9 protein-coding genes are annotated in these 13,844 nt (G+C 56.9%); 6 read left to right on the top strand and 3 right to left on the bottom strand.

Annotation, left to right across the window (positions count from 1 at the left end):
- Positions 1–15: 15 nt before the first annotated feature.
- Entirely contained in the window at positions 16–1,665 is a 1,650-nt protein-coding gene (locus RDV48_16200) for a phosphodiester glycosidase family protein (GenBank protein MDQ7824345.1), read from the bottom strand.
- 205 nt (positions 1,666–1,870) lie between these two features.
- Between RDV48_16200 and RDV48_16195 the strand changes: the two genes are divergently transcribed.
- Both RDV48_16195 and RDV48_16190 read left to right on the top strand, forming a co-directional pair.
- The gene (locus tag RDV48_16195) at positions 1,871–2,989 is read left to right on the top strand and encodes a hypothetical protein (GenBank protein ID MDQ7824344.1); all 1,119 of its coding nucleotides are present in this window, start codon (positions 1,871–1,873) and stop codon (positions 2,987–2,989) included.
- A 112-nt stretch (positions 2,990–3,101) separates the two neighbouring features.
- Positions 3,102–3,827: a thermonuclease family protein gene (locus RDV48_16190; protein MDQ7824343.1), complete on the top strand. Its 726-nt coding sequence runs from the start codon at positions 3,102–3,104 to the stop codon at positions 3,825–3,827.
- A gap of 1 nt (position 3,828) precedes the next feature.
- On the opposite strand, the gene RDV48_16185 is transcribed toward RDV48_16190, so the two are convergent.
- Positions 3,829–5,070: an ankyrin repeat domain-containing protein gene (locus RDV48_16185; protein MDQ7824342.1), complete on the bottom strand. Its 1,242-nt coding sequence runs from the start codon at positions 5,068–5,070 to the stop codon at positions 3,829–3,831.
- 242 nt (positions 5,071–5,312) lie between these two features.
- Between RDV48_16185 and RDV48_16180 the strand changes: the two genes are divergently transcribed.
- The 3 genes from RDV48_16180 to RDV48_16170 all read left to right on the top strand — a co-directional run bounded on the left by RDV48_16180 (position 5,313) and on the right by RDV48_16170 (position 10,592).
- On the top strand, positions 5,313–6,473 hold the full coding sequence (locus tag RDV48_16180) for a saccharopine dehydrogenase NADP-binding domain-containing protein (protein MDQ7824341.1): 1,161 nt from the start codon (positions 5,313–5,315) through the stop codon (positions 6,471–6,473).
- A gap of 442 nt (positions 6,474–6,915) precedes the next feature.
- Positions 6,916–9,243, top strand: coding sequence for an HNH endonuclease signature motif containing protein (locus RDV48_16175; protein ID MDQ7824340.1), 2,328 nt, complete (start codon positions 6,916–6,918; stop codon positions 9,241–9,243).
- Between the two features lie 284 nt (positions 9,244–9,527).
- Positions 9,528–10,592, top strand: coding sequence for a hypothetical protein (locus RDV48_16170; GenBank protein ID MDQ7824339.1), 1,065 nt, complete (start codon positions 9,528–9,530; stop codon positions 10,590–10,592).
- Positions 10,593–10,682: 90 nt separating this feature from the next.
- On the opposite strand, the gene RDV48_16165 is transcribed toward RDV48_16170, so the two are convergent.
- Positions 10,683–11,732, bottom strand: coding sequence for a hypothetical protein (locus tag RDV48_16165; GenBank protein ID MDQ7824338.1), 1,050 nt, complete (start codon positions 11,730–11,732; stop codon positions 10,683–10,685).
- Positions 11,733–11,982: 250 nt separating this feature from the next.
- Between RDV48_16165 and RDV48_16160 the strand changes: the two genes are divergently transcribed.
- Positions 11,983–13,844 (top strand): annexin (locus tag RDV48_16160; protein MDQ7824337.1); only part of this gene is annotated, 1,862 nt, incomplete at its 3' end.

The raw sequence follows: 13,844 nt of genomic DNA, 5'->3' as shown, positions 1-13,844 counted from the left end.
TACCCTGCTGGTGCATTACTGGAATGGCTTGAAATCCTTATCAAGTGACAGGGAACCCATCACTTCCTCGAAATAGGTCTTGAGGGATGAGAAATCCTTCTCAGGGGCGCCAAGGGTCACCACGAAGACCCACTTGCTCCTTTTTATATAACTGGAGGCAAAAGTCCAGGGTTCCCCCTGGATCACAATCTTCTCGCTGAGCCCCTCGATGCTCTCAAAGCCGGAGACCTGTCTGGTGCCAAGAGGTTTCCATGGTCCTCTTCTCTTCTCATTGAGAAGATCCACTGTCTTCTGGAGGTCCACAAAGATTTCGGACTTTATGGCTTCCACGGTGATGAAGGAGAGGTTGTAGGGATCCTTTTCCCTCGCGAGCATGAAAAAAGGCTTCTGGTAGGCAATCTCGTACCCCTCGGGGAGGCGGAGCCTCATCCCGAAGGTATCCTCACGGAGCACCCCGGGAGCCTCCTTCTGCCATGAGAGAGCCTGCCCCATTATGTCGGCTTCACGGGGGTTATAGAAATCATCTGAAAGGGCGGTCTTGAGGAAGAAAGCCCCGCATGCGAGCTGGCGGGCGGCTGCAAAGCGGTCCTCGTCGCCTGCTCTCCGGTAATAGTCTGCCATCCACCCCTGAGCCTCGGGATTCAGATCCGAGAGCGCCAGGGCCTTCCTGTAGTACCTGAGCGCTTCATCGGGCTTTCCTTTCCCGTCATAGACGGAGGCAGCCCTGGAATATGCCCAGGAAGCCCAGACAGGCCATTTCAGCCTTTCATAGACCCCGGCAAGCTCCCTGTAATAGCGGGCATTGGTGGAATCAGCGGCGCAGGCACCCCGGTAATTGATCATCGCCTGGAAAAGCTTCCCCTTCTGGAGAAAAGACGTTCCCGTCCGGTAAAAATCGTAGCCGCATTGTTTTCGATAGGCATCGTAAGCCCCCGGGGAGTCAAAGATGACCAGGATATTGGTGAGGCCCCTGGAAGTGGTCTTCAGGGAGGAGCCCCGGTAATAGAGGGCACAAGACCCGCCGCCGTCAAGGTTCATCGCGTCGGTGCAGCCCAGGGCCTTGAAAGCCCCGGCAAGCTCTGAGAGCGAGACAGCCCCCCTGCTTGCAAGAAGGATGAGCTTCCTGTCAGCGGTAGCTCCCACTGCGCAGCGCTTTGCCATGCCGGTAATGCGCCTGTCGGAGAAACCTTCCATCTCAGGATTGATGTCCTTGAAGCCCTTTCTGAGAAGGGTGGGTCCCGCCGCGAGAACCGTCTCGTGTTTTCCCCACTCAAGAGAAAAACCCTGAGGCACCCTCGCAAAGGTCACCTCGTTCTGGGGCGTTATAGCCATGGCAGTGCCCACCCCCCCATAGTGGATGAGAGACCCGAACATGACCAGGTCGCCTACGGGGATATGGGAGGCCATGTTGAAGTAAGTCCCTGTGATGGCCGCCGCAGGCCGGGAATACCTCACAAGGCCCCCGAAGCCTGCGCTCTTCATGGGAAAGCCCCTGGGGACCTGGATGGTGATCTTCACGTTCTTGCTTGAGAGATCGACCCATACCGTGTCATACACATACTTCCCATGGACAAACTTGCGGTACGAGAGAGGCCCTGCAGAAAGGGGGGCTGCAGCGCTCCAGAGAATCACGATTATAAGAAGACCATACCATGCCTTGCTCAAGGCATTACCTCCTTGAAAGCGGATTTCCCGGCGAGACTTCTCCCGGGCTTAAGAAATGACGAAGACATATTCTCGATATATCATGCCCCTCCTTCCCCCATACGCCCAAAGATTAACATTTATTTAACATCAGCATATTTACAGGAGAGCTCTCTATCTGAGATAATAGGAAAAGGAAGAGTTTATTCCCGGGAGACTTGAAATCATGGATATGAAGAGCGTCGGCCACACCATAGGCAGCATTCCTTCGAAGATCAAGGAGTATGCCAAGCCCCGACCAGAAACGCAGGAAGATCTCGGCGAATCCTCGCCTGTCTCGGCGTCAATCGCCGGCGCAGTGGAAGGCTTTATTGCCGGCGGCCCCGTCGTATCGGCAGCCGGTGCCGTAGGCGGCTACCTGGGCGTCAAGGCCGGCGAAGAAGGCTCAGTGCTCCCCGCGGTCTGCAGGGGCGTTGATAAGATGATCAACGCCATCGTGCCGGGGAAAGAGGATATCCGCTTTGCCAGGAGACTCGGCGACAAGTTCATCTCCCAGGGCTCCTTCATGAAAGCCATTGGAAACGGCGCCGCCGTCGGTGCCGCCGTGAGCACTCTTGCCCTTGCGGGAATTGCCGCAGTGGCCGGGGCCCCTGTCGCCGCCACAACCCTTGTGGCAGGGGGAATCCTGGGCGGTCTCTCGGGCGTGGCCGGCACCCTGTCAGGAAGCAGGAAATCCACTACCCGCGACGGGGTGTACGGAGGCTACCTCACCGGCATGCTCGCCGGTACTGTGACTGGAAATCCCACCATGATGATAGCCGGAGCTGCCGCGGGAGGAATAGGCGGCAAGGCCGCTAAGCCCATAGGGCGGGCACTACTTGGCGCCCTTGCGGGCCTTGTCACCGGGGCTCTTACCGGTGTCTTCGGAGGGCCTGCCGGCATGGCCACAGGCGCAGTCACCGGGGCGCTCGTGGGAGCGGCAGGAGCCGTCGCGGGACCTCCCGTTCGTCAGATCATGAGGAACGCCACCGATGACATAGCCAACGCCGCCACCAAGAAGCTTGGGCCTTCAGTGAAAAACAAAATAGGCACCAAGGGCAAGGTGAGCCTTGGCGCCCTTGCGGGGGCACTCTCCCTCGCCCCCCTCGGCCTCATCTTCGGCCCCCTCGTGGGCGGCGTCCTTGTGGGCCTGGGAATCGGTGCAGGCGCAGGAGCCCTCATGGGATCGCTGAGCACCTACAAGATGGTGAAGAGCCAGGAAGCTGCGGAGGCCCTGAAAAAAGAGCAGCTGCAGGTCCAGGCTGAGGTCCGTGAATGGAAAGCCGCGCAGCCCGGGGAAAAATAGGAGCCCGCTTTTCAAGCCGCCGCTGAGAAAAATCCGAATCCTCTGTTTCATTGCCTTTCTTTTTCTCATGTGCTATGATAGGAAAACCATGGAATACTGGAGAGAGAGCCCTATGAAAAAGGTCTGCATATTCGTGCTTTTATGCCTCCTTCTTGCACCCCGGTGGGCCCGGGCTGAATCCTTCACGGGGAAAGTGCTGTCGGCCCTTGACGGCACCAATATCCTTGTAAGGAGAGATGACCGGGAGGTGAGCGTGAAGTTCTACGGGATAGAGTGCCCCGAGATAGGCCAGGCCTCCGGAGCGGAGGCGCAGGATTATGTCAGGGGGCTCCTGGTGGGCAAAGATGCCTTTATTGACGTGAAGTCCGTGGATCACAGCAGACGACTGGTAAGCCGGGTCACTGTCGATGGGAAAGATGTGTCGCTCGACCTTGCGAAAGCCGGCCTTGCATGGTATGACAAAAAGGCGACCTATGAGCCTTCGCTTCAAGCTGCCGTAGAGGATGCGAAGAAAGAGAAAAAGGGCCTGTGGGCAGAAGAAAATCCCGTGGCTCCCTGGGATTTCCGCTGCCAGAGCCGGGGCATCATCCCCGATTTCTCTGCGAAAAGCTACCAGGTGCCTTCGTCGTCAGGCGGCGGCAATGGCTGGGGCTTTGATCAGCAGCCCCGGTCGGATTATGGTATGAAGCCCTTTCAAAACCCGAGCGCCTATGAAAGCTCCTTCAAGACTATCCTCCTTCCCTCCTCGGCGCCTTACCGCTACTATAACCGTTGGGGATATTACTACAACACCCCGGCGATTTACAACAACGCCCCTCCGCCGGGCGTCACCCCCTGACTCACTCCCTGCCTCCCTTTTCCTTCAGGAGGTTCGCGATATCCTTGCGTTTCTCGTCGGCGGCAAGCTTCAGGGGTGTTCTCCCCTTGCTGTCCTTCTGGTTGACATCGGCGCCTTTTTCAATAAGGAGGAGCACCACATCCTTGTGCCCCTGGAGTATGGCTTCATGAAGGGCTGTATAGCCATCCTTATCCATCAAGGTCAGGTCGGCTTTTTTCTCTATCAGATACTCCGCCAGAGACTTATGGCCGCCGAAGGCGGCGACCATGAGGGGCGTGACAGCCTCGTTATTCTTGCAGTCGTTGACATCAGCGCCTTGCACCACGAGCTTCTCCAGCACTTCTTTCGAGCCCCCGCTGGCGGCGGCATGAATGGCCATGAAGCCGTAATTGTCACGGAGCCCTTTATCGGCACCGTGCTCCAACAGCAGAGAGACCACTTCTGGCGAGCCCGCTATGGCGGCTTCAAAAAGGGGCGTTCTTCCCTTGCCGTCTTTTGAGTTCACCTCTGCCCCTTTCTCGATAAGGAGCTTTGCCATCTCCACGTTCCCCTCGTGGGCGGCGAAATCAAGGGGAGTCTTTCCATTCGAGGTGCGGGCATTGACCTTGGCGCCCTTTTTCAGCAGCAGCTCCGCGATTCCCCTGGAGCCTCCCAGGGCCACCACGTGGAGAGGCGTCCTTCCCTCGTTGTCAATGTTGTCAACCTTTGCACCGGAGTCAAGGAAAAATCCCACGAGAGCTGCGTTGCCGTCAAGCGCGGCAAACTCAAGCGGTGTCTGCCCTTCGTTGGTCTTATCCCCCATATCGGCGCCATGCTTGAGGAGGTACTCTGCCACCTCCTTTTTTCTCACCCAGTGAATCGGCGCCCTCCCTGTAGTATCCTGATCGTTGACGCTTGCCCCTTTGCTCACAAGGAGTTCCACAATGGGAAGGCTCCCCTCATAGGCGGCAAACACGAGGGGCGATTTTCCGTCACGGTCCTGGGCATCGACATCGGCGCCCTGCGCAAGGAGATATTCCACGAGGGCCTTGTTTCTTACCGCTACGGCCCAGTGAAGGGGCGTCCTCCCGTCCTTCTCCTTCTCCTTGACAAGCGCGGGGTGAGCTTTGACAAGGGCTTCCACCTTGTCATAATCAGCCTTCATGATGGCCGTCTGAAGGTCCTGAAGTTCTGCCGCCAGAGCGCAGGTGGCTATAATTGAGAGAAAGCAAAAGACCATAACAGCCGTCAATATCTTGTTCATGAGAGTGCCCTCCAGGTGGTCTTATTCCGCCTGCCGGAAGTGAAGAGAGGCCTGCGGTGTCTTCCATGAATATTCATTTTCCCGGAAAGGATTCCTGCGCGATGAAAAGTACCACTCCCCCTCACCGCTTTCACACTCTCACGCGCGGGCTTGAGAGCCGCCGACCATGGTTTTTGAGCAGGAAGGCACCACGGTTATGGATAATCAGAGTGAGGAGAATAATCCATGAAGCGAGGTAAGATATGCAGAAAAAGAGAGTCCTGGCACTTGGGGCCGGTGCAATGGGCCACGTGGCGGCAAAGACAGCTTCCTCCTTTGATGAAGTTGAGAGCCTCATCGTTGCTGATTTAAGTATCGATGCCGCTGGCAGAGTGGCTGCAGACTGCGGGCACAAGGCAAAGGCAGCCGCCATAAACGTGACAGACCGCCCGGCTCTTGTCTCATTGATGAGGGAAGCCGATGTGGTGATGAACTGTGTCGGGCCATTTTTCCGTTTCGGCCTTGGAATCCTTGAGGCCGCTCTTGAAGCGGGAGTGAATTATCTTGACATATGCGATGACCCTGAGCCTACCAGGGACATGCATGAACTCCATGAGAAGGCCAGGGAAAAGGGCGTCACCGCCATTGTGGGCCTTGGTGCAAGCCCCGGCATCACGAGCATGCTCTCGCAGACGGCGAGGGCCGCGCTTGATGAAACCCAGGAACTGATTGCAGGATGGAATATTGAAGAGGATAAGGATAAATTAGGCTTTTCTGCTGCCGTGGTTCACTGGATGCAGCAGTGTTCCGGGACTGTTCTGGAATGCGACGGGGGAAGACTCGTGGAGAAAAAGCCTCTTCAGGACGTCGAGCTTGAGTATCCCGGCAGAGGAAAAAGAAAGGTATTCACCGTGGGACATCCCGAGCCCGTATCATTTCACTATTCTTATCCTGACCTGAAGAGGTCCATCTGCGTGATGGTGATGCCGGAGATGCTGATAGGGACTTTCAGAGGACTGGCGCAGTCGATTGACCGTAATGAAATGACTCTGGAAGAGGCTTCAAAAGAGCTTGTAAGAAAATCTTCTGAGAGCAATCCGATTCTGGATGTCATTGTAGGTGCAGACCGCTTGTTGACGCCGAGGCTGCCACTGTTCTTTGTCATCGCACAAGGCAGGAAAGGGGAAAAAGAGGCCCGCGCCGCTTCCTCCATCAAGGCGATTCCGCCCGGTATGGCCGAGGCGACGGGGATCCCGCTTGCCCTGGGCACCCTTCTCTTTCTGAGAGGAAAAGTCAAGGAGAAAGGAGTCATTGCCCCCGAGATTGCCTTTGAGGCAGAAGAGTTTTTCAGGCTCCTCGCCCCCTACTGCACGGCTCCCTCGAGGCTCGATCCCTCGCAGCTCTTTGAAACGCTTGTTTTCTGAGCCTGCACCAGGGCAGTGACATAACCCCTCCCCCAGGAGAGTGCTGACGATCCCAAAACTTCAGGGTTTGAAATCAGTCTCAAACAGGGGGGGCAGACGCTCACTCCACATGAACGTTCTCCACTGAAAAACTGTGGCCGGCTGATTTTCGTTTCTGACCTTTCCGGATCCGCTTTCCGGGGAATCGACAGGCAGAGTCACGAGTCATAAATTTTTTTCACGAAACACATTCCGCCCGCCTTCAGCCACGTCTGAAACACGGGGAAACCGGCCCAATCCTACGCTCAGTGCCGCATTATGGCATTCAGAGTCATTTTTAACCTCATCGCCCCTTTCAGGCCCTCTGGATGGCATTCAGTGAAGGCCTTTAAACACTGTTGTGATGAGGTTTATAGCAGATGACCTGTTTGATATTTATCCACCAATATGCTATTATATAATTATGGATACGCATGATTCCCAATCCGTTGCTGCCCTTTTTCTCCCCGATGAAGAAGAGCTTCTTCACCTCGGTGATCCATTGTCCTGCAAGGATTACGAGGATATGCTCCTTCTTCCTGAGCCTCATGAGCTTCCCTCTGGGACCCCCTGCAGGCCTGAGCACCTCGTCAAGATCGCCAGGGAGGGCCTCATCCCCGAAGCCGAAAAGCTCACGGAGGATATCACCTTCGGCTCCATCGACAGGGACGAACGGGCAGCGCGCATTGATTTTCTGCTCTGTGAGGCAGTCCGCAGCCGCCAGGCACTGGACATTGTGCTTGGGGGCCTTCTTGTCACTCTTAAAACGAAAGGGGTTGATCAGTTAGGATACCGCTCCATGGGAGTCTTCGCCACGGAGCATCTCTCGTTCTCGGGGCGCACCGCGTCGGAGCTGATGCACAACTTCGAGCTCCTCAAGGTGCTCCCCCTCACCAGGGAGGCTTATCTTGAGGGAAAAATCGCGAAGAGCGCCCTGAGATCTCTCTCGAGGGTCATCACGCCTGAGAATGAGCCCTGGTGGCTCGCCATTGCAGAGGTGCGCTCCCTGGGCGGCCTTGAGCGGGAAGTGAAAAGGGCCCTCGCGGGAGAAAAGGCCGGATCGGCGAACCCTTCCGACGACGCTCCCGAAGCTGGGGATGAAGGCATGATGCTATATTTCAGCGTGGCGCCCTCCCTTGCCCTCACCTGGGACTTCGCCCTCTCCCTCTTCAGGGACAGGGAGCACTATGACGGGCCTCTTTCAGGATTCGTCGAGGCGCTTCTCGCGAACTTCCTGGCCTCGGGGAACTCTGATCCGCAGCTTCCGGCCCTTGATGCCGAGGGAAATCGCCCCATATTTTCCCGGGAGCCCCTTATGAAGAGGCGGAGGGGAAACCGCTGCATCAGCGATCCCGATGAGGCCGGCGGAGCGGACGGCGGGGAGCAGACCGGCGGCTCTCCCTGGGAGCTGCCCTGGAGCATCCATTTCCCGTCGTGGCTCGAAGAGTGCCGGCCGGGCAGGGAAGACGCCGGGGTCTCCGCCAGGGCGATTGCGAATCGCCTCCGGAGGGGCGCCTCTATCCGCCAGAGGCTCGAGGTGGCCGCGGGGATGCTCCTGCGGGCGATGGATGAGCGGCAGCTCAACCGCCTTCTCGGCTTTGAGTTCATCGAGGACTATGCAGGTGAGCGCTGCGGCTTCTCGATGGCGCAGACCCGCCAGCTCATAAGGCTCGCCCTGGGCTTCCGCCGCCACTCACTCACCGAAGACGCCTTCAGGAAGGGCGTCATCACCAGGGAGCAGGCGCGCCTCATTCTCCCCCTGGTGGACTCCAGGAATGAATCGCAGTGGATTGCCTATGCCGCGAGCGTGCCCACGGCGGACCTCAGGGAAGAGGCGGGGCGAGTTGCCAGGATCCTTGAATATGACTGCCTGGTCTCCCACAATTATACTTTGCTTCCCGGCCTCCGCTATCTCACCGACGAGAGGTTCCGGGGCCTTTCTCCGGAGGTGCAGGACTGCATACGTGATGGCTCGTGGTATAAGGGCCCCTCTCTTTGCTCTTCGTGGCCTCTCGCGTCAGACGACGAGAAGCTCATTGCAGGCCGCGACAGGCGCTTTGATGCGCCCTGGAGGTACTTCAGCGATGTCGATGAGATGATGGCCTCCGAGGCTTCCCTTGAAATTGAAAGAAATTCGAGGCTGTGTGCGGGGCAAAAAGCCCGGCAGATCTGTACCATCCCCCGGGGCGAGAATCCCGAGGAGACCTTCCTGGTGGACATCCTCACGGCGGGAGATCCCTCGCCGGCGGCAGGAAGCTCCATGATGATAAAATTCTTTCTCCCCCGGGAGCTCCTTGAAATCTGGAACCTGGCGGTCCATGCCTTTCTCGGCCGCCTTGCCCTCGCGGAAGCAGCCGACAACCTGGGCCAACCGGAAGAGAAATTCCTTGCAGCCCTCCTGGCAGACTACATTGTCACTGAGGGAACCTTGAAAAAAGCGGCCCATCATCACAAAATCCTGAAGCGCGACCGGTTTCGCTGCCAGACCCCCGGCTGCCGGTGCCGTCGGAATTTGCACGTGCATCACATCATCAGGCGCTCCCAGGGCGGCACCGATGACCCCTGGAACCTCATCGTGCTCTGCGAGGCCTGCCACCTCCACCTCCTCCATGGCCTGCGGACCCTCACCGTGAAGGGCAGGGCGCCCTATGATCTTACCTTCACCTTCGGCTCCCTCTCGGAAGGCACTCCATTCCTGGTCTATGAAAAGGGGCTCCTGGCAGGCTCCGGCAATTCCATGACATCTCGATGATAAGCGAAGTCAGCTCTCATTCCGCTTGAGGAAAAAACAGGAAGAAGCCGGGGCTCAAAAAAGATCACCACAGGCACAAGGGCAAACCGGGATCACCGCCTGGCTTGACTCTCAAGATGACTTTCCGATATAAGTGAATCTCTCGCTGAGGATCCGGAGGATACCTCATGAAGACAGAGGATGAGAAGAAGGAGTCAGGCCTGATCACCTCAAAAATTACCATGGGGGATTCAGATAGAAAGTCCTCACGAGTCCAGCCTCACAGCGCCCTCAGGAGAGAGCTTATGAGATTTTATCATACCCTTATCACGTCAGCATGTATGATCTTCATTTTATCCCTTCTCTCCACGGGGAAAGCCCTGGCGCTGCCTGCCGGGTCCCCTCCGGTTCTTCAGGGCGAGATTTCCGGATTCGTGCAGAATGAAAAGAACAAGGTTATCGCCGTCACTGCGGACCAGAGAGCCGGGGACATGCGCAGGACGGCCCTGATCTTTTTTGACTGGGGTGCTCTCCGGATCATGTCCTCAACGACGGTGGACTGCTCCCTGCATAACCTCTCCTGGTCACCTGACGGCTCTACCCTGGCGGCGATCGGAGAGAAGCAGGGGATAATGCTTTTTACCGCAAAGGGGGAGTGCCGCCGTCTCTCAACCTTGCTGCCGGTAAGGCAGTTCCGGTGGAGCACGAAGAAGCCTTCAACCATTTATTATATCACCAATGAGAAATCGGACCGGGTCATGGAGCTGTCCACCGCGACCGGGAAGGAGAGGCAGATAAGGAAAGCCGACGATCTCATCAGCATTTTCGAGGTGAAAGGCTCCATGTGGTATGCGAGAAGAGTGAGGACAGACAAGCCCCAGGATTTTTACGGCGATGTGGAAGCCTGTGATATTGCCACAGGGAGCAGGAGGTTCTTTCTTCCTTTTTACGGCAGGGCGTGGGATTACCGGTATCTTGAGGTCTCTCCCTGCGGGAAATACTTCTTTTTCAGCGGCATGGCGAGCGCCGGGACCCTCAACGTGGTGGCAAGGAGGGAAGATGCCCCCCTTATATTCAAGAAGCCATACCTTTCGATCATGTTCCAGTACGGCTTTGAAGATCTTTATTCAATTTTGTGGCCTGGTATAGACAGGGTGAGAAGTCAGTATCATGAAGATGATGCCGTCGTGCAGCCCGGCGATGAACCATCATTTTTCCTTGATCTCTCGAGCGGAAGCAGGGGAAAGATAGCTGAAATCCCTTATTCAAAGAGCGATGGGGTCTTCCTGCTCACGTCGGAGGGACTCGTGATGAAAGAGCCCTCCAATGAAACAAAGCTGATCCTGCGCGGGAAGATGGGAAAACAATGAAGCGGCGAAAGAAGAGCTCATGGCTATTGCCGGGCTTGTCCAGAAAGCGCAGAAAAGGGGCGAGGAAGTGCCCTCATGGATTCCCCTGCTTCACCTCGCGATAATGATGAAATCCTTTTTATAGGAGCCCTTCTTCTTGTTCACGTAATTGAGGAGCGTCGCCCACTTGCCACCCTTCTCAGCGCCGACGGTGAGATTCACGGGGAAGCGCGTGTCCCCGGTGAAGGTGCTTCTGACAGTCACCGTGTTCTTCCCGGGCTTCAGGAACTCGTTGATCTCCACGCTCGTCGTGGCCGTGACGGTTTGCATGAGCTCGCCGTTTATCAGAACCTCGATTTCCCACTTGCCGTATGTGTCTCCATCGGCCTCCACCTTGAGGATATGTTTCTTCTCAAAGCTCTGGGGCGCCGACGACGAGCCGATGCCCTTCGCGTCAAAGGAGAAGCTCTGATTCACTGCCCCACTTTTTTTATTGGCAAAATTTACCACTGTCTTCCATGACGATCCGGAATTTCTGCCCACGGTGAGCCTCACGGTATAGGTATCCTTGATCCACTGGCCCTTGATGGTCGCCTTGTTCCTGCCGGGCTTGATGAAGGGTGTCACGTCGGCGTCGGCCCAGCAGTGGTAGGTTCCCACCTGGCGGTCGTTGATGGAGGGGATGAGCGTCCAGGACCCGAAGGTGCCGCCGTCAGCCTCTATTTTCAATATGTACTGCCCCTCCACGAGGGGTTCCGCAGGGAGACCCTTGTGCACCGTGAGAACCTCCTTGAGCACCTCTTCACCCTTGTCTCTCCTTGAGTAGTTGAAGGCAGTCATCCACTTGGCTCCCCTCTTGACGCCTATGGTGAGACGGACCGGCAGGGTCCGCTCAGTCCAGGCGGACTTGAGGGTTACGGTGTTCTTTCCCCACTTGAAGAAGGAAGTGACATCCCTGTCCTCCCATTTCTCAAGCTTGCCGACATACTGGTCATTGATCCATACCTCTATGTTCCACTTGCCGAAAGTGCCGCCGTCGGCCTCTATCTTGAGCTGGTGCTGGGGGAGGCTTTCCTGGGCAGAGAGCGGACAACTTATTGACAGGACCATGAGAGGGATAAAAAGGAAAAGAATTACCGCAGCCCCGAAAGGTTTTTTCATGGCCCACCTCCATGAGTTATGATGATTAGTTTTTTCTTCCCCGGAGAGGCAAATCCTTCAACATTTTCCTCGTTCCCCGCGGCAGCCCGAGCTTCTTACGCCGCACAGGAAGTGTTAATTTTCACAAAAATTTTTTGAGAAATACCCATGAGAGACTTGCATTATTGTCTATAATATATTATAATAAAAATATACTGTTTTATGTGTTCACATTTTTTACTGTTTAATATATGAAAGGAGCAGAATTACGATGGGCACCATACCGATGGACTGGCAAGGCGGATTCCAGGGAGGCTTTCCCGCAGGCTCTCCTGACATAGCGGGCCTGCAGCAGCGAATAATGCTCCAGCAGATGCAGTTTGCCGAGGCACCCAGGGCCATGATCCCGACCTCCATGGAAGAAGCCATGGCCCTTCAGGGTTACTATAACACCTGCCTTGGGCATATTCAGCAAATCCGTTATGGAAGCTTCGGAGTCTCTCCCCAGGCGGCCCGCTTTTATATGGGATGCCTTGGGCACATCCAGCAGCTTAGATTCGGGACACCCTTCCCGGCTCAAATCTTCCAGGGCGGCGGACTCCTGGAAGGAATGCCTTCGTCTTCCCTGTCATTGATGATGATGAGCCCGCTTCCCCAGTCACCGCAGCAGGCTTCAATGAGCTCGATGATGGCCATGATGATGGAGCAGCAGATGCAGATGCAGAGCCTGCTTCTCTTCATCTTTATGCAACAGCAGGCGCAGATGAACTGGATGCAGGAACTGCTGAGGCAGGGCCAGGGAAAACGGCCCTATTCACCTCCACCACCACCACAACCTGAGTCTTCAGGCGGATCGAAACCTGTTACAGTGCCTCCTCCCTCTCCAAAGCCGGTTGAAACAGTGGCTCCGCAGCCCGCAGTCAAGCCGCCTGCCACGGCTCCCGCACCGGTGGCAACACCCGCGCCTGCACCGGCTCCGGCTCCCGTGGCGCCTCCCCAGCCCGCGGCACCCGTCAACGAAGCACAGGCTTCGGCACGGGCAGACGCCGTCGCACTCCACAACGCCATGGCAGGGGCGGGAACCAACGAGACGGTCCTCACCAACATACTCTCCTCACGGAACAACAGCCAGATAAGGCTCATCAAGGAGGAATACCAGAGGCTTTATGGCCGTTCACTGGAAAACGATGTGAAGAGCGACACGAGCGGCAATTACGAGACAACGCTCTTGAAGCTCCTCGAGGGACAGAGAAGCGAGGCGCGGCCGACAGAAGCTTCTGCTAGGGCCGACGCTGAGGCGCTCCACTCAGCCATGGCAGGCCTGGGCACCAATGACACGGTCCTTATCAACATCCTCGCCACACGGAACAAGGACCAGATCGAAGCCATCAAGAACGCCTACCGCCAGACCTACGGGCACTCACTGGAAGATGACGTCAAGGGGGACACGAGCGGCACTTACGAAACCGCCCTCCTCACCATCATTAATAACGCACCCCCTGCCACGGCTCCCGCACCTGCAACTCCAGTGACACCAGCACCGGCACCGGTGGCAACACCCGCGCCGGCTCCGTCTGTGGCTCCCGCGCCTGTGGCGACTCCCGCACCAGCTCCCACTCCCGCACCGGTGGCTGCTCCGGCTCCCGTGGCGCCTCCCCAGCCCGCGGCACCCGTCAACGAAGCACAGGCTTCGGCACGGGCAGACGCCGTCGCACTCCACAACGCCATGGCAGGGGCGGGAACCAACGAGACGGTCCTCACCAACATACTCTCCTCACGGAACAACAGCCAGATAAGGCTCATCAAGGAGGAATACCAGAGGCTTTATGGCCGTTCACTGGAAAACGATGTGAAGAGCGACACGAGCGGCAATTACGAGACAACGCTCTTGAAGCTCCTCGAGGGACAGAGAAGCGAGGCGCGGCCGACAGAAGCTTCTGCTAGGGCCGACGCTGAGGCGCTCCACTCAGCCATGGCAGGCCTGGGCACCAATGACACGGTCCTTATCAACATCCTCGCCACACGGAACAAGGACCAGATCGAAGCCATCAAGAACGCCTACCGCCAGACCTACGGGCACTCACTGGAAGATGACGTCAAGGGGGACACGAGCGGCACTTACGAAACCGCCCT

Source organism: Candidatus Eremiobacterota bacterium, assembly GCA_031082125.1.
Classification (GTDB): domain Bacteria; phylum Vulcanimicrobiota; class CADAWZ01; order CADAWZ01; family Ess09-12; genus Ess09-12.
The sequence above is the reverse complement of the archived record's forward strand: the minus strand, read 5'-3'. Positions and strand labels throughout refer to the sequence as shown.